The organism is Neptuniibacter marinus (genome assembly GCF_001597725.1).
In the GTDB taxonomy this organism is placed as follows: Bacteria; Pseudomonadota; Gammaproteobacteria; order Pseudomonadales; family Balneatricaceae; genus Neptuniibacter; species Neptuniibacter marinus.
In genome coordinates this window covers 213,187-230,423 of the sequence record NZ_LUTR01000002.1, presented here as the reverse complement: position 1 = coordinate 230,423, position 17,237 = coordinate 213,187, and the positions used below count along the sequence as shown (strand labels likewise).

Sequence of the window (17,237 nt, the reverse complement as noted above, 5' to 3'; positions counted from 1 at the left end):
GTCTTCTGTGACTGTAATGCAGAGACGAAGGCCGTCAAAGACCGCAGGTGATAAAGGTAACTTTATCTTAATGGGCTGACCAGCCTGCGCAGACGGTGAGATTCTGAATTTGAATCAAACCACCGTACTCGGAATCCCCATTGATTGGGGGGTTGGTAACAAGTCGAAAGACTACTCCAGGAGTAAATCGTGGCATTAGGACTCGAAGATAAAAAAGCGATCGTCGCTGAAGTCCAAGAAGCTGCTAACAATGCTTTGTCTGCTGTTGTCGCGGATTCCCGCGGCGTTGAAGTTGGCGACATGACTGCATTGCGTAAAGAGGCACGTGAAAACGGCGTATGGCTTAAAGTTGTACGTAACACGCTTGCTCGACGCGCAGTTGAAGGCACTGATTACGCATGCTTACAGGACACGTTCAAAGGTCCAAGTATCATTGCTTTTTCTACAGAACACCCGGGCGCTGGCGCTCGTATTCTGCAGGATTTTGCAAAAGGTAATGACAACTTTGAACTGAAAGCGGCTGCATTTGAAGGTGAAGTAGTAGATATCGCAATGTTGGCAAGCTTGCCAACATACGACGAAGCTATTGCTAAGTTGATGATGTGCATGAAAGAAGCTGCTGCTGGCAAACTTGTCCGCACAATTGCAGCTGTTCGCGATCAGAAAGAAGAACAGGCTGCGTAATTTTATACGCATCCTTTTTCACACAAGTTTTAATGAGCCTGTGGGCTTACAAATATCAGGAATTAGAAAATGTCTCTGACTAACGAAGATATCCTAAACGCAATTGCTGAAATGTCTGTTAAAGACGTTGTTGTTCTTATTGAAGCAATGGAAGAAAAATTCGGTGTAACTGCAGCTGCTGCTGTTGTTGCAGGTGGCGCTGCTGGCGGTGACGCTGGTGCTGCTGAAGAGAAAACTGAATTTGACGTTATCCTAACTGCTGTTGGCGATAAGAAAGTTAACGTAATCAAAGCAGTTCGTGCTGCTACAGGTCTTGGCTTGAAAGAAGCTAAAGGCATTGTTGACGGCGCTCCTGCTGCTGTTAAAGAAGGCGTTAGCAAAGAAGAAGCTGAAGAACTACAGAAAGCACTGGAAGAAGCTGGCGCTTCTGTTGAAGTTAAGTAATTACTTCAATGCTAATTCGAGCAGTTTTCTGTTCGAGGTGCTGATGGCTGGTGGCAAAGTGCCACCGGCCTTTTTCCGTTATTTATAGACAGCAAATAAATTGCGGTAACACAGTCCGAAACGGGTTTCGGTCTGCTTATAATTTGGTGCACTTGCTGGGGAACACTGATGGCTTATTCATACACTGAAAAGAAACGCATCCGTAAGGACTTCGGTAAATTGCCGCAAGTAATGGATGTGCCTTACTTGCTAGCAATACAGCTCGACTCCTATAAAAAGTTTTTGCAGACAGGAGTTGAAGCAGCAGATCGTTTGGATGCTGGTCTGCATGCAGCATTTAACTCTGTCTTCCCAATCGTGTCCTATTCTGGAAATGCATCTCTGGAATATGTGGGCTACCGTCTGGGTGAGCCTGTATTTGACGTTAAAGAGTGTCAGATACGCGGTATTACGTATGCAGCTCCACTGCGCGTGAAAGTTCGCTTGGTTATTTATGACCGCGAATCCAGCAATAAGGCTGTTAAAGATATTAAAGAACAAGAAGTCTACATGGGCGAGATGCCTTTGATGACTGATAACGGTACATTTGTTGTAAACGGTACTGAGCGAGTGATTGTTTCACAGCTTCATCGTTCACCAGGTGTATTCTTTGACCATGATAAAGGTAAAACCCATTCATCTGGGAAACTGCTTTATTCTGCGCGTATTATTCCTTACCGTGGTTCATGGTTGGATTTTGAATTTGACCCTAAAGATAGTTTATTTGTCCGTATTGACCGTCGTCGTAAATTGCCTGCAACTATTTTGTTGCGTGCTTTGGGTTACCAGACTGAAGAGATTCTTGATATTTTCTTCGAGAATACGACTTGGAGTTTAGGTAGCGAATCGATCAAAATGCATTTGATCGCTGACCGTCTGCGTGGTGAAACCCTATCTTTTGAAGTAAAAGATACTGATGGCAATGTAGTAGTTGAAGCCGGACGCCGTATTACACCACGTCACATTCGCCAAATGGCGAAAGTAGGCATGGAGCAGCTAGAAGTGCCTATGGAGTATCTTGTAGGCAGAGCGATTGCACGAGACGTTGTTGATCCTGCAACCGGTGAGCTGATCTGTGGTAGTAATGCTGAAATTACAGAAGAATTGGTTGAGCAGTTACGCGTTGCTAATATCACAACGTTTGAAACGCTATACACAAACGAGTTGGATTGTGGTCCGTTTGTTTCTGATACATTGCGCAACGATCCAACGCGTAACCAGTTAGAAGCTCTGGTAGAAATCTACCGTATGATGCGTCCTGGTGAGCCACCAACAAAAGAATCTGCTGAAGCATTGTTTGAAAACCTGTTCTTCAGTGAAGACCGTTATGACCTTTCGGCTGTAGGTCGTATGAAATTCAACCGTCGCCTAGGTCGTGATGAGGTTGAAGGTTCTGGTGTTCTAGATAAAGAAGATATCCTTGAGGTGATGAAAACCTTAATTGATATCCGTAACGGTAAGGGTACGGTAGATGATATAGATCACCTAGGTAACCGTCGCATCCGTTCTGTTGGTGAAATGGCAGAGAATCAGTTCCGCGTTGGTCTTGTTCGTGTTGAACGTGCTGTGCGTGAACGTCTAAGTATGGCTGAATCTGATAACTTAATGCCACAGGATCTTATTAATGCTAAGCCTGTGGCTGCAGCGATTAAAGAGTTTTTTGGTTCTTCTCAGCTTTCTCAGTTTATGGACCAGAACAACCCGTTGTCTGAAGTTACCCATAAGCGTCGTGTTTCTGCTTTAGGCCCAGGTGGTTTGACGCGTGAACGTGCTGGTTTTGAAGTACGAGACGTACATCCGACACATTACGGTCGTGTATGTCCAATCGAAACGCCAGAGGGGCCAAACATTGGTTTGATTAACTCTTTGGCTACCTTTGCTCGCACAAATGATTATGGTTTCCTTGAAACACCATATCGCCGTGTTGTTGATAGCAAAGTAACTGACGAGCTGGATTACCTGTCTGCAATCGAAGAGAACACCTTCGTAATCGCACAGGCATCAGCAACAATGGACGAAGAGGGTCGCTTACTTGATGAGTTGGTTACTGTTCGTCACTTGAATGAAACAACGGTTATGCAGCCTGAAAAAGTACAGTACATGGACGTTTCACCGCGTCAGGTTGTGTCTGTAGCGGCTTCATTGATTCCGTTCTTAGAGCATGATGATGCTAACCGTGCATTGATGGGTTCAAACATGCAGCGTCAGGCGGTACCAACGCTACGTGCGGATAAACCGCTTGTAGGTACAGGTATTGAACGTAACGTTGCTCAGGATTCCGGTGTATGTGTTGTTGCCCGTCGTGGTGGTGTGATTGAGTCAGTTGATGCGAGCCGTATAGTGGTTCGTGTTAGAGATGACGAAGTGACTGCCGGCGATGCAGGTGTAGATATCTATAACCTGACTAAATATACACGCTCCAACCAAAATACATGTATCAATCAGCGTTCTATCGTGAACCCAGGTGATCAGGTTAATGTTGGCGATGTTATGGCAGATGGTCCATCTGTGGATATGGGTGAACTAGCCCTAGGCCAGAACATGCGTATCGCGTTTATGCCTTGGAATGGTTATAACTTTGAGGATTCGATCCTTATCTCTGAGCGTGTCGTTCAGGAAGATCGTTTCACAACTATCCATATTCAAGAACTTACTTGTGTTGCACGTGATACTAAACTGGGTTCTGAAGAAATTACCTCTGATATTCCGAATGTAGGTGAGTCTGCTCTAGCTAAGCTAGATGAGGCTGGCATCGTGCATATAGGTGCTGAAGTAGGTCCTGGCGATATCCTTGTTGGTAAAGTGACGCCTAAAGGTGAAAGCCAGCTAACACCAGAAGAGAAGCTACTAAGAGCTATCTTTGGTGAGAAAGCATCGGATGTTAAAGATACTTCCCTGCGTGTTAAGACAGGTACGGTTGGTAAAGTTATCGATGTACAAGTATTTACACGTGACGGCGTTCAGAAAGATGAGCGTGCATTAGCAATCGAGAAGTCTGAGCTAGATTCTATTCGTAAGGATCTATATGAAGAGCTTCGTATAGTTGAACAAGCGACGTTTGAACGTTTAGGTAAAGTGCTTGTTGGTCTAAAAGCTGATGGTGGCGCAGGTCTTGGAAAAGGTGAAGAGATCACCGCTGAATTCCTAGATGGTTTGTCTAAAACCGATTGGTTCAATATTCGTATTTCTGATGAAACAGCGGCGGAACAGCTTGAGCTTGCAGAGAAGCATTTAGAAGAGCGTAAAGAATCGCTTGATAAGCGTTTCGAAGATAAAAAGAACAAGTTGCAAACAGGTGATGATCTTGCGCCTGGCGTCCTGAAAATTGTTAAGGTTTATGTGGCTACTAAGCGCCGCGTACAACCGGGTGACAAGATGGCCGGTCGTCATGGTAACAAGGGTGTTATTTCCGTAATCATGCCTGTTGAAGATATGCCTTATGATGAGCATGGTGAGCCAGTAGATATTGTGCTGAACCCGTTAGGTGTACCATCGCGAATGAACGTTGGTCAGGTTCTAGAGACTCATATGGGTATGGCCGCTAAAGGCCTTGGTCGTCGCATCAATCAGATGCTAGATCAAGAGCGTGAGCGTGCTGAAACGGTTAAAGAGATTCGTGAATTTTTGCATCAGATCTACAACGCTGATTTAGGTGCGGGTGTGAATAGCCGCACTGAAGATTTAGATGGCTTTACTGATGAAGAGATTCTTGAACTGGCTAAAAACCTTTGCGGTGGTGTTCCACTGGCAACGCCTGCATTTGATGGCGCTAAAGAGGTTGAGCTTAAGTCGTTGCTACGTTTAGCGGGCTTAAGTGATACAGGTCAGACAACATTGTTTGATGGCCGTACAGGTAATCAGTTTGATCGCCCTGTAACCGTTGGTTACATGTATATGCTGAAATTGAACCATTTGGTTGATGATAAGATGCATGCGCGTTCAACTGGCTCCTATAGCCTTGTTACTCAGCAGCCGCTGGGTGGTAAAGCTCAGTTCGGTGGTCAGCGATTCGGTGAGATGGAGGTGTGGGCACTAGAAGCTTATGGTGCTGCATATACTCTGCAAGAGATGCTCACAGTTAAGTCCGATGACGTTAATGGTCGTACCAAAATGTATAAAAACATTGTGGATGGCGATCATCGTATGGAGCCGGGTATGCCGGAATCCTTCAACGTACTTATTAAAGAGATTCGTTCTCTGGGTATCGACATCGAGCTCGAATCCGAATAAGCACAAAACTGTATACCAGGCGGGGGTCGCCCATTAGGGCGGCCTTAAGCAAGAACTCCGTTAGGAGCTTGAAAGAATGAAAGATCTGCTGAATCTGCTTAAAACACAGGGTCAATCTGAAGAGTTTGACTCGATCAAGATCACTCTGGCTTCCCCTGAGATGATCCGTTCATGGTCTTATGGTGAAGTTAAAAAGCCAGAAACCATTAACTACCGTACCTTCAAGCCTGAGCGCGAAGGTTTATTCTGTGCCAAAATTTTTGGCCCAGTAAAAGATTACGAATGCTTATGCGGCAAATACAAGCGTATGAAGCATCGTGGTGTTATCTGTGAGAAGTGTGGCGTAGAAGTTACGCTGGCTAAAGTTCGTCGTGAGCGTATGGCGCACATCGAATTAGCATCTCCAGTTGCCCACATTTGGTTCCTTAAATCACTTCCGTCCCGTATTGGCTTGATGCTTGATATGACGTTGCGTGATATTGAACGTGTTCTTTACTTCGAGTCTTTCGTTGTTATCGATCCAGGTATGACTACCCTTGAGCGTGGTCAGATGTTGAACGATGAGCAATACTTTGAAGCGCTTGAAGAGTTTGGTGATGACTTTGATGCCCGTATGGGTGCTGAAGCGGTACGTGAGCTGCTTTCTTCAATTGAGTTAAAAGAAGAAGTTGACCGTTTACGTGAAGAGTTGCCACAGACTAGCTCTGAAACAAAAATTAAGAAGCTATCTAAGCGTCTTAAGTTGCTAGAAGCATTCTACAAATCAGGTAACAAACCTGAGTGGATGATTCTTGAAGTGCTGCCGGTTCTTCCGCCAGATCTTCGCCCATTGGTTCCTCTTGATGGTGGCCGTTTCGCAACGTCTGATCTTAACGATCTGTACCGTCGAGTTATCAACCGTAACAACCGTCTTAAGCGTCTGTTGGATCTTAATGCTCCGGATATCATCGTACGTAACGAAAAACGTATGTTGCAAGAATCTGTTGATGCGTTGTTAGACAACGGTCGTCGCGGTCGTGCTATTACCGGTTCTAACAAGCGCCCTCTGAAATCTTTGGCTGATATGATCAAAGGTAAGCAGGGTCGTTTCCGTCAGAACTTATTGGGTAAACGTGTAGATTACTCTGGTCGTTCTGTAATCGTGGTAGGTCCATACCTACGTTTACATCAGTGTGGTCTTCCTAAGAAGATGGCACTTGAGCTATTTAAGCCTTTTATCTTCTCTAAACTAGAGCTTCGTGGTCACGCTACTACGATTAAAGCTGCTAAGAAGATGGTTGAGCGCGAAGAAGCATTAGTATGGGATATCTTGGATGAAGTTATCCGTGAACATCCGGTACTGCTTAACCGTGCACCAACACTTCACCGTTTAGGTATCCAGGCGTTTGAGCCTGTGCTAATCGAAGGTAAGGCAATTCAACTGCACCCATTAGTATGTGCGGCATACAACGCCGACTTCGATGGTGACCAGATGGCGGTACACGTACCGTTGACTATTGAAGCGCAGCTAGAAGCACGGGCATTGATGATGTCGACCAATAACGTGTTATCTCCTGCTAACGGTGAGCCGATTATCGTTCCTTCGCAAGACGTTGTATTGGGTCTGTACTACATGACTCGTGAGCGTGTAAATGCGAAAGGTGAAGGCATGGTGTTCTCGGATATTGATGAGATCGCTCGTGCCCAAGGTGCAGGTCAGTTAGATCTTCAGGCTGGAATTAAAGTACGTATTACTGAAACGATTCGTGATATCGAAGGTAATGTTGAAGTTATCACTGAGCTGAAAGAAACAACGGCTGGTCGTGCTTTATTGTTTGCTATCGTTCCAAACGGCCTTCCTTATGAGCTGGTTAACCAGCCAATGAAGAAGAAAGCTATTTCCCGTCTATTGAATGAAGCCTATCGTCGTTGTGGTTTGAAAGATACGGTTATCTTTGCCGACCAACTGATGTATACCGGCTTCCGTCAGGCAACTATGTCTGGTGTATCGATCGGTGTGAACGATTTCGAGATTCCAGCAGAAAAAACGCTGATTATCGAAGAGGCGGAAACCGAAGTTGTAGATATCGAACGTCAGTTTGCTGATGGTTTGGTAACTCAAGGTGAGAAATACAACAAAGTTATCGATATCTGGTCTCGTGCTAATGAACTGTTAGCTAAGAAGATGATGGATAACTTGAAAACTGAACCGGTTATTACTAAAGACGGTAAAGAATCAGAGCAAGAGTCATTTAACTCTGTTTATATGATGGCCGACTCCGGTGCCCGTGGTAGTGCTGCGCAGATTCGCCAGCTTGCCGGTATGCGTGGTTTGATGGCTAAGCCAGATGGCTCAATTATCGAAACGCCGATCACTGCGAACTTCCGTGAAGGTTTGAACGTACTTCAGTACTTCATCTCAACCCATGGTGCACGTAAAGGTCTAGCGGATACAGCACTGAAAACAGCAAACTCTGGTTACTTGACGCGTCGTTTGGTTGATGTTGCTCAGGATGTTGTGATCACGGAAGCTGATTGTGGCACAGAGGAAGGTTTGTCAATGATTCCTCTAATCGAAGGCGGTGATGTTGTAGTTGCGCTGGCTGATCGAGTGTTAGGTCGTGTTGTAGCTCAGGATGTTCTTGATCCATCAGGTAAAGATGTTCTTATTGCTGCAGGTACATTAATTGATGAGGCATGGAAGCATCGTTTAGAAAACGAAGATATCTATTCATCCATTGATGAGATCATTGTGCGTAGTGCTATTACATGTCGTACTCGTCACGGTATCTGTGCAAGCTGTTATGGTCGTGATCTAGGCCGTGGTCACCTGGTTAACCCAGGTGAGGCTGTAGGTGTTATCGCCGCTCAGTCAATCGGTGAGCCGGGTACACAGCTTACCATGCGTACGTTCCATATAGGTGGTGCAGCTTCGCGAGCTGCAGCAGTGGATAGTATCCAAGTTAAGAATGGCGGTGAGATTCGTCTACATGATCTTAAGTTTGTTGAGCGTCCAGATGGTGCATTAGTTGCAACTTCGCGCTCGGGTGAACTTGGTGTGACTGATGAGCATGGTCGTGAGCGTGAACGTTATAAGCTTCCATACGGTTCTGTAATCAAAGTTAAGAATGGCAGTAAAGTTGAAGCGGGCGACATTGTTGCTAATTGGGATCCGCATACGCATCCAATTATCTCTGAAGTGGCGGGTCGCGTTGAATTATCAGGTATGGATGATGGTATTACCGTTAAGAGTCAGACTGATGAATTGACCGGTTTGTCTACAACCGAAGTACTTGATAACAAAGATCGTCCAGCGGCAGGTAAAGATATCCGCCCAATGATCAAGTTATTGGATGCTAAAGGTAATGATGTAATGCACCCAGGTACAGATTCTGCTGCGCAGTATCTATTACCTGCGAAAGCGATTATGAACTTAAGTAATGGTGCTGATGTTCAGGTGGGTGATGTACTGGCTCGTATCCCGCAGGAAGGTTCTGTGAACAAGGATATCACCGGTGGTCTACCACGTGTTGCTGACTTATTTGAAGCACGTAAGCCAAAAGAGTCCTCTATCTTAGCTGAAGTATCAGGTATCATCGGCTTCGGTAAAGAAACTAAAGGCAAAAAGCGTTTAGTTATCTCGCCAAGCGATGCTGAGCCACACGAAACAATGATCCAGAAATGGCGTAATTTAAACGTCTTCGAAGGTGAGCAAGTGAATAAAGGTGAGGTTATCTCTGATGGCCCATCTAACCCACATGACATCTTGCGTATTCTGGGTGTTGAAGAGCTGGCTAAGTACATTACCAGCGAGATTCAAGATGTATACCGCCTACAGGGTGTAGGTATCAACGATAAGCACATCGAAGTTATTGTTCGTCAGATGTTGCGTAAAGTTGAAATCGTCTCCTCAGGTGATTCAAGCTTTATTACAGGTGATCAGGTTGAATACCAAGCGGTATTGGCTGAGAACGAAGAGCTTGAAGCAGCAGGTAAGATCCCTGCTAAGTTTGACCGTGTGTTGCTGGGTATTACTAAAGCATCACTTGCAACTGAGTCCTTCATCTCTGCCGCGTCCTTCCAAGAGACAACGCGTGTATTGACTGAAGGTGCAGTAACAGGCAAGCAGGACTTCTTGCGCGGCTTGAAAGAAAATGTCGTGGTTGGTCGTCTGATCCCAGCGGGTTCAGGTCTGGCTTACCACGAAGAACGCAAACGCAAGCGTGCTCAACCTGCTGAAGGTGAAAGTGCGACTGTAAGTGCAGAAGATGTGCAACAAGCACTAACTGAAGCATTAAATGCGTCTATGCCAGACGCTGAATAACTATTTTTTCATTTTTATTGAATAAATAGTACTCAGTGTTTGATGTTGGGGCCGGAATTTATTAAAATTCCGGCCCCTTTGTGGTTGGATTGAAAAATATCCAATTTTTATGGTGTTAAATCAAAACGTGGAGTTTGCTTAAATGGCAACGATTAACCAGTTGGTACGTAAACCGCGTAAACGCAAAGTTCAACCTAGCGATGTTCGTGCATTGCAGGCTTGTCCTCAGCGTCGTGGCGTATGTACCCGTGTTTACACCACTACTCCGAAAAAACCGAACTCAGCATTACGTAAAGTATGTCGTGTTCGTTTGACCAACGGCTTCGAGGTTGCTTCCTACATTGGTGGTGAAGGTCACAACCTACAGGAGCATAGTGTTGTTCTAATTCGTGGTGGTCGTGTTAAGGACCTTCCAGGTGTTCGCTACCATACGGTACGTGGTGCACTGGACTGCTCAGGTGTTAGTGAGCGTAAGCAAGGCCGTTCTAAATACGGTGCTAAGCGTCCTAAATCTTAATCGTAGTCCCTGCGGCGCAGCTTTCTTGTAAGACTAAGAAGCTAAACCGGATACGCGGTAAGAGTAAGGCCAAGTTTACATACTTGGAAAACCTGAAGACCTTTTAATGAATTGAGGGCTTATCATGCCTAGAAGACGCGTCGCTGCAAAGCGCGAAATACTACCGGATCCTAAGTTCGGTAACATTGTTCTTGCCAAGTTTATTAACCATGTAATGGTTCACGGTAAGAAATCAGTTGCTGAGAAAATTGTTTACGGTGCTTTGGATAAAATCCAAGAGCGCTCAGACAAAGATCCATTGGAAATTTTTGAAAAAGCTCTGGAAGCGATCCAGCCAGCGGTTGAGGTTAAATCTCGCCGTGTTGGTGGTGCAACTTACCAGGTGCCTGTAGAAGTGCGTCCTGCTCGTCGTATGGCTCTTGCTATGCGTTGGGCGGTTGACTCTGCACGTGGTCGTGGTGAGAAATCCATGGCTCTACGTTTGGCAGGTGAGCTTGTTGATGCTTCTGAAGGCCGCGGTGCGGCTGTTAAGAAACGTGAAGACGTGCATCGTATGGCTGAAGCGAACAAAGCGTTCGCTCACTACCGCTTCTAAAAAGCTGAGGACTAAGTTGTGGCTCGTAAGACTCCTATATCACGTTATCGCAACATCGGTATCTGCGCACATGTGGATGCCGGTAAAACGACGACTACGGAGCGTGTTCTGTTTTACACCGGTCTTTCTCATAAGATTGGTGAAGTGCATGACGGTGCTGCAACTATGGACTGGATGGAGCAGGAGCAGGAGCGTGGTATTACTATCACGTCTGCTGCAACTACCTGCTTCTGGAAGGGCATGAGCCAACAATTCGAAGACCATCGAATTAATATTATTGATACGCCGGGGCACGTTGACTTCACCATTGAAGTAGAGCGTTCTTTGCGTGTGTTAGATGGTGCTGTTGTTGTGCTTTGTGCCTCTTCTGGTGTTCAGCCTCAGACTGAGACTGTTTGGCGTCAGGCTAATAAATATGAAGTGCCGCGCATGGTATTCGTCAATAAGATGGATCGTATGGGTGCTGATTTCTTTATGGTTGTTGATCAGCTAAAAGAGCGTCTTGGGGCAAATGCTATACCTATCAATATTCCTATTGGCACGGAAGAAGATTTTGCAGGTGTGGTTGATCTGATTCGTATGAAAGCCATTATGTGGAATGAAGCAGATCAAGGCATGACTTATGAGCTGGAAGATATTCCAGCTGATCTGCAGGAAACTGCTGAAAAATTGCGTGAGCAATTAGTTGAAGCAGCTGCAGAGGCAAATGAAGAATTAATGGATAAATACCTCGAAGAGGGTGATTTGTCTGTAGAAGAGATTAAGCAAGGCTTGCGTTCACGCACGCTTGATAACGATATTGTTCTTATGTTGGCGGGTTCCGCTTTTAAGAATAAAGGCGTTCAAGCAATGTTGGATGCGGTGATTGAGTTCATGCCATCGCCAATCGAAGTTAAAGCGATTGAGGGTATATTGGACGATAAAGATGAAACGCCTGCTGAGCGTCATGCTGATGATGATGCTCCATTCTCTGCTTTAGCATTTAAAATTGCGACAGATCCCTTTGTGGGTACGTTGACGTTTGTGCGTGTTTATTCGGGCGTTCTGAAATCTGGTGATGGGGTTTATAACTCGGTTAAAGGTAAGAAAGAGCGTGTGGGTCGTATGGTGCAAATGCATGCGAATAACCGCGAAGAGATTAAAGAAGTTCGAGCGGGCGATATAGCTGCACTTATTGGTATGAAAGATGTTACCACCGGCGATACGCTGTGTGATGGTGATAATCGAATAGTGCTAGAGCGTATGGAGTTTCCTGCGCCGGTTATCTCGGTTGCAGTTGAGCCTAGATCTCAAGCTGATCAAGAGAAGATGGGTATTGCCTTAGGTAAATTGGCGCAAGAAGACCCTTCTTTTAAGGTTGAGACAGATAAAGAAACAGGCCAGACCATTATTTCAGGTATGGGCGAGCTGCATCTTGATATTCTTGTTGATCGAATGAAACGAGAATTTAAGGTTGAGGCAAATATTGGTAAGCCACAAGTTGCCTATAGAGAAAAGATACGTAAACCGGTTAATGCGAATCACAAGTTTATTCGTCAATCGGGCGGTCGCGGGCAGTATGGTCATGTAGTGATTGAATTTACTCCTTCTGATGAAGAAGGATTGGAATTTATCAATGAGATCGTGGGCGGTGCGATCCCAAGAGAATTTATACCAGCAATAGAGAAAGGTATTGAAGAGCAGATGCATAATGGCGTCATTGCCGGATATCCTTTGATTGGGCTTAAGGCTCGTCTATATGATGGTTCGTTTCATGATGTTGACTCTAACGAGATGGCGTTTAAAATTGCGGCTTCTCAGGCATTAAAGAAATTTGCGCAAGACGCAGATCCTTGTCTGCTTGAGCCTGTCATGAAGGTAGAAGTAGTAACCCCTGAAGATTATATGGGTGATGTGATGGGCGATCTTAATCGTCGTCGTGGCCTTGTTCAGGGTATGGAAGATAGTTCTTCGGGTAAGATTGTTAATGCGCTTGTACCGTTGGGGGAGATGTTTGGTTATGCAACCGATCTTCGTTCAGCTACGCAGGGGCGTGCAACTTATTCGATGGAGTTTGACGAATACGGTGAAGCACCCAAAAAGGTTGCCGATGCTGTAATTAACTTTACTTAATTATTTATTTGCTAATGATAGCTGATAGAGGAAATAGACGTGGCTAAAGAACAATTTGAACGTTCAAAACCGCATGTTAACGTTGGTACAATCGGCCACGTTGACCACGGTAAAACTACACTTACTGCTGCTCTGACTCGCGTATGCGCTGAGGTTTGGGGTGGTGATGCAGTTGCATTCGATGGTATCGATAACGCTCCAGAAGAGCGTGAGCGTGGTATCACAATCGCGACTTCACACGTTGAGTATGATTCTCCAGATCGTCATTACGCACACGTTGATTGCCCAGGACACGCGGATTATGTAAAAAACATGATCACAGGTGCTGCGCAGATGGATGGCGCGATTCTAGTATGTGGCGCGACTGATGGTCCTATGCCACAGACTCGTGAGCACATCCTGCTTTCTCGTCAGGTAGGTGTACCTTACATCGTAGTATTCTTGAACAAAGCTGATCTTCTTGCAGAAGATTGTGGCGGTGCTGATTCTGAAGAATACGAAGAGATGCTTGAATTGGTTGAAATGGAGCTTCGTGAGCTTCTAGAGCAGTATGACTTCCCAGGTGATGACACACCAATTATCGCAGGTTCTGCGCTAATGGCGTTGAATGGTGAAGATGATAATGGGCTGGGTACGACAGCAGTTAAGACGCTGGTTGAGACGCTAGATTCTTATATTCCTGAGCCTGAGCGTGCAATTGATGGTGCATTCATTATGCCTATCGAGGACGTATTCTCTATCCAAGGTCGTGGTACTGTAGTAACAGGTCGTGTAGAGCGCGGTATTATTAATACAGGTTCTGAAGTTGAGATCGTTGGTATTCGTGAAACACAGACAACAACGTGTACGGGTGTTGAAATGTTCCGTAAACTGCTTGACGAAGGTCGTGCAGGTGAGAACATTGGTGCGCTTCTACGTGGTACTAAGCGTGAAGATGTTGAACGTGGTCAGGTTCTAGCTGCACCAGGTTCTATTACACCGCATACTCGTTTCGAAGGCGAAGTGTACGTGCTATCCAAAGAAGAGGGTGGTCGTCATACTCCTTTCTTCAAAGGTTACCGTCCACAGTTCTACTTCCGTACAACGGATATCACGGGTGCATGTGAGCTTCCAGACGGTGTTGAAATGGTAATGCCAGGCGATAACGTTCAGATGGATGTTACGCTAATCAACCCGATTGCGATGGAAGAAGGCCTGCGTTTTGCGATCCGTGAAGGCGGTCGTACAGTAGGTGCTGGTGTTGTATCTAAAATTATCGAGTAATAGCTCTTTAATTTAAGAAAGCCCTCTTTGGAGGGCTTTTTTTTGTTCATAACTAGTTTGCACTGCTGATGTTGTGGTGCTGGCTGATTATTGAGCAAATAAATGGTTGCTGGTCTTGACCTAAGGGTTTTGTGTCAGTAGAATTTGCGTCCCCCTTATAGTAGGGGGAGGTCGGCATTGTGCCGTAAATAAAATTTTTTGGAAATGTGTGATCGAAATGCAGAATCAGAAAATTCGTATTCGTCTGAAAGCCTTTGATCATCGCTTGATCGACTCTTCTGCGCAGGAAATCGTAGATACTGCAAAGAGAACTGGCGCTCAAGTACGTGGTCCGATCCCACTTCCTACCCGTAAAGAACGTTTTACAGTTCTGGTTTCTCCTCACGTGAATAAAGATGCACGTGATCAATATGAAATCCGTACTCATAAACGTGTTCTAGATATCGTTGAGCCAACTGAAAAAACAGTGGATGCTCTAATGAAACTAGATCTTGCAGCGGGTGTTGAAGTGCAGATCAGCCTTGGCTAAAGGCAACTGCGCAGAATTAATATTTATTAATGAAGCGCTTTATTAGTGTGGAATGCTCTGGAAAGGGCAGCCGTAGTGGGTAACAGCCCCGTACACAACTGGCAAGAGGTTTTAAAGAAATGTCTGTAGGTTTAATCGGACGTAAAGCGGGTATGACTCGTGTCTTCACTGAAGACGGCGTATCCGTGCCAGTCACCGTCATCGAAGTGGAACCGAACCGTGTTACTTCTGTTAAAACAGAAGAAGCTGACGGCTATGCAGCAGTGCAGGTTACTACTGGTTCTAAGAAGGCTAACAGCCTGACTAAACCAGAAGCTGGTGCCTTCGCTAAAGCTGGCGTAGAAGCAGGGCGTGGTTTATGGGAGTTCCGCCTGTCGGGTGGCGACGAAGTCAACGTTGGCGACGAGCTAACTGTTGCGCGCTTCGAAGCTGGTCAGAAAGTAGATGTAACGGGTCAATCCAAAGGTAAAGGTTTCCAAGGCGGCGTTAAGCGTTGGAACTTCTCCATGCAGGATGCGACTCACGGTAACTCTCTTTCTCACCGTGCTCCGGGTTCAATTGGTCAATGTCAGACTCCTGGTCGTGTTTGGAAAGGCAAAAAAATGGCAGGACAGATGGGTAATGTGCAGGTAACTGTTCAGACCCTTGAAGTTGTGCGTGTTGATGCTGAACGTAACTTGTTATTGATCAAGGGTGCTGTTCCAGGCGCTACTGGCGGTGACGTAATCGTTAAACTAGCTGTTAAAGCTGGCGCCAAGGGGGTTTGAAATGAATCTGAATTTAGCTGGAGCTAATGGTTCGGTAGAAGTTTCTGAACTTGCTTTTGGTAAAGAATTCAACGAAACGCTAGTCCATCAAGTAGTTACTGCTTATATGGCTGGCGGTCGTCAAGGCACTAAAGCACAGAAAAACCGTTCTGCGGTTTCTGGTGGTGGTGCTAAACCATGGCGTCAAAAAGGTACAGGTCGTGCGCGTGCGGGAACAAGCCGTTCTCCAATCTGGCGTGCCGGTGGTGTAACTTTTGCGGCTCAGCCGCGCGACCATTCTCAGAAAGTTAACAAAAAAATGTATCGCGCTGCTATGCGTTGCATCTTTTCTGAGCTAGTTCGTCAAGATCGCCTGGTTGTGGTTGAAGATTTCACTGTGGAGTCTCCAAAAACAAAACAGTTTGTGGCTAAACTTAATGAGCTTGAGCTGTCTAACGCGCTGCTGGTTACTGCAGATGTAGAACAGAATTTGTTCCTAGCTGCACGAAACGTTCCACATGTGGATGTTCGTGACGCGCAAGGAGTTGATCCAGTGTCACTGGTTGGCTTCGATAAGGTACTTGTTACTGTTGCTGCTCTGAAGAAAATCGAGGAGAAGTTGTCATGAAACAGGAACGCATTTATCAAGTGCTGCTGGGTCCGCACATCTCCGAGAAAGCTACTATTGTAGCGGATGGTTCTCAGCAGGTTGTTTTTCGTGTAGCAAAAGACGCTACTAAACCAGAAATCAAAACGGCAGTTGAAGAATTGTTTGACGTTAAAGTTAAAGGCGTCAACGTTCTTAATGCTAAGGGTAAGACCAAGCGCACGCAGCGTGGTCTTGGCAAGCGTAGCGATGTGCGTAAAGCATACGTTGCTCTAGCTGATGGCTCTGAGATTGATTTCTTGGGTGGCGAGTAAAAGAGGGTTTGAAAAATGGCAGTGACTAAAACTAAGCCGACCTCTGCTGGACGCCGTCATGTAGTGACAGTGACTAACTCTGAGCTACACAAGGGCAAGCCGCATGCAGCTCTTGTTGAGAAGAAGAGCAAAAGTGGTGGTCGTAACCACCATGGTCGCATCACTACTCGTCATATTGGCGGTGGTCACAAACAGCAGTACCGTGTTATTGATTTTCGTCGTAATAAAGACGGTATTCCAGCGACAATTGAGCGCGTGGAATACGACCCGAACCGTTCCGCACATATCGCACTAGTTGTATATGCAGATGGTGAGCGTCGTTATATCATCGCACCAAAAGGTGTTTCTGCAGGCGCTAAGATTGTTTCTGGTGATTCTGTAGATTTTAAACCAGGTAATACTATGCCGCTTCGCAATGTCCCAGTAGGTTCTACTGTGCATTGTGTTGAGCTAAAACCAGGTAAAGGTGCACAGCTTGCTCGTTCTGCGGGTACGTCTGCACAGTTAGTGGCACGTGAAGGTGCTTACGCTACTCTTCGTCTACGTTCTGGCGAAATGCGTAAAGTCCTTGTTGAGTGTCGCGCTACTCTGGGTGAAGTGAGCAACAGTGAGCATTCCTTGCGTCAGCTTGGTAAAGCTGGTGCTACACGCTGGCGTGGTGTTCGTCCTACCGTACGTGGTGTTGCGATGAACCCAGTTGATCACCCGCATGGTGGTGGTGAAGGTCGTACTTCCGGTGGTCGTCACCCAGTGTCGCCATGGGGTCTTCCGACTAAGGGTTATAAAACTCGTAAGAACAAGCGTACTGATAAGTTAATTGTACGCCGTCGTAACGCTAAGTAAGAGGATACAGC

The 17,237-nt window shown here is 45.8% G+C and carries 13 protein-coding genes; all 13 read left to right on the top strand.

The window, feature by feature from the left end; all coding sequences use genetic code 11:
- The first annotated feature begins 189 nt into the window (after positions 1 to 189).
- Positions 190 to 684: a 50S ribosomal protein L10 gene (rplJ, locus tag A3774_RS02985; protein ID WP_067862901.1), complete on the top strand. Its 495-nt coding sequence runs from the start codon at positions 190 to 192 to the stop codon at positions 682 to 684.
- A 69-nt stretch (positions 685 to 753) separates the two neighbouring features.
- The gene (rplL, locus tag A3774_RS02980) at positions 754 to 1,128 is read left to right on the top strand and encodes a 50S ribosomal protein L7/L12 (RefSeq protein WP_067862899.1); all 375 of its coding nucleotides are present in this window, start codon (positions 754 to 756) and stop codon (positions 1,126 to 1,128) included.
- Between the two features lie 168 nt (positions 1,129 to 1,296).
- On the top strand, positions 1,297 to 5,397 hold the full coding sequence (gene rpoB, locus A3774_RS02975) for a DNA-directed RNA polymerase subunit beta (RefSeq protein WP_067862896.1): 4,101 nt from the start codon (positions 1,297 to 1,299) through the stop codon (positions 5,395 to 5,397).
- 76 nt (positions 5,398 to 5,473) lie between these two features.
- Positions 5,474 to 9,700: a DNA-directed RNA polymerase subunit beta' gene (gene rpoC, locus A3774_RS02970; RefSeq protein ID WP_067862892.1), complete on the top strand. Its 4,227-nt coding sequence runs from the start codon at positions 5,474 to 5,476 to the stop codon at positions 9,698 to 9,700.
- A 142-nt stretch (positions 9,701 to 9,842) separates the two neighbouring features.
- Positions 9,843 to 10,217, top strand: a complete 375-nt coding sequence (gene rpsL / locus A3774_RS02965; protein WP_067862891.1) for a 30S ribosomal protein S12 — start codon at positions 9,843 to 9,845, stop codon at positions 10,215 to 10,217.
- Positions 10,218 to 10,341: 124 nt separating this feature from the next.
- Positions 10,342 to 10,812 (top strand): 30S ribosomal protein S7, encoded by a 471-nt coding sequence (gene rpsG, locus A3774_RS02960; protein ID WP_067862884.1) that lies wholly within the window; start codon positions 10,342 to 10,344, stop codon positions 10,810 to 10,812.
- Between the two features lie 18 nt (positions 10,813 to 10,830).
- A complete protein-coding gene (fusA, locus tag A3774_RS02955; RefSeq protein ID WP_067862882.1) occupies positions 10,831 to 12,924 on the top strand; it encodes an elongation factor G in 2,094 nt (697 codons plus the stop codon).
- Between the two features lie 39 nt (positions 12,925 to 12,963).
- Complete coding sequence (tuf, locus tag A3774_RS02950; RefSeq protein ID WP_067862880.1) at positions 12,964 to 14,187, top strand: elongation factor Tu; 1,224 nt, start codon at positions 12,964 to 12,966, stop codon at positions 14,185 to 14,187.
- A 217-nt stretch (positions 14,188 to 14,404) separates the two neighbouring features.
- The gene (gene rpsJ, locus A3774_RS02945) at positions 14,405 to 14,716 is read left to right on the top strand and encodes a 30S ribosomal protein S10 (protein ID WP_067863320.1); all 312 of its coding nucleotides are present in this window, start codon (positions 14,405 to 14,407) and stop codon (positions 14,714 to 14,716) included.
- Between the two features lie 119 nt (positions 14,717 to 14,835).
- A complete protein-coding gene (rplC, locus tag A3774_RS02940; RefSeq protein ID WP_067862879.1) occupies positions 14,836 to 15,483 on the top strand; it encodes a 50S ribosomal protein L3 in 648 nt (215 codons plus the stop codon).
- A 1-nt stretch (position 15,484) separates the two neighbouring features.
- A complete protein-coding gene (gene rplD, locus A3774_RS02935) occupies positions 15,485 to 16,090 on the top strand; it encodes a 50S ribosomal protein L4 (RefSeq protein WP_067862878.1) in 606 nt (201 codons plus the stop codon).
- Complete coding sequence (gene rplW / locus A3774_RS02930; protein WP_067862875.1) at positions 16,087 to 16,383, top strand: 50S ribosomal protein L23; 297 nt, start codon at positions 16,087 to 16,089, stop codon at positions 16,381 to 16,383. Before rplD ends, rplW begins: the two co-directional genes overlap by 4 nt.
- A gap of 15 nt (positions 16,384 to 16,398) precedes the next feature.
- Positions 16,399 to 17,226: a 50S ribosomal protein L2 gene (gene rplB, locus A3774_RS02925; protein WP_067862873.1), complete on the top strand. Its 828-nt coding sequence runs from the start codon at positions 16,399 to 16,401 to the stop codon at positions 17,224 to 17,226.
- Positions 17,227 to 17,237: the final 11 nt, after the last annotated feature.

Coding starts and splice junctions, on each gene's coding strand:
- rplD (WP_067862878.1), top strand. CDS start 15,485: ATGAATCTGAATTTAGCTGGAGCTAATGGTTCGGTAGAAGTTTCTGAA.
- rplC (WP_067862879.1), top strand. CDS start 14,836: ATGTCTGTAGGTTTAATCGGACGTAAAGCGGGTATGACTCGTGTCTTC.
- rpsJ (WP_067863320.1), top strand. CDS start 14,405: ATGCAGAATCAGAAAATTCGTATTCGTCTGAAAGCCTTTGATCATCGC.
- rplW (WP_067862875.1), top strand. CDS start 16,087: ATGAAACAGGAACGCATTTATCAAGTGCTGCTGGGTCCGCACATCTCC.
- rpoB (WP_067862896.1), top strand. CDS start 1,297: ATGGCTTATTCATACACTGAAAAGAAACGCATCCGTAAGGACTTCGGT.
- rpsG (WP_067862884.1), top strand. CDS start 10,342: ATGCCTAGAAGACGCGTCGCTGCAAAGCGCGAAATACTACCGGATCCT.
- rplB (WP_067862873.1), top strand. CDS start 16,399: ATGGCAGTGACTAAAACTAAGCCGACCTCTGCTGGACGCCGTCATGTA.
- rpsL (WP_067862891.1), top strand. CDS start 9,843: ATGGCAACGATTAACCAGTTGGTACGTAAACCGCGTAAACGCAAAGTT.
- rpoC (WP_067862892.1), top strand. CDS start 5,474: ATGAAAGATCTGCTGAATCTGCTTAAAACACAGGGTCAATCTGAAGAG.
- rplL (WP_067862899.1), top strand. CDS start 754: ATGTCTCTGACTAACGAAGATATCCTAAACGCAATTGCTGAAATGTCT.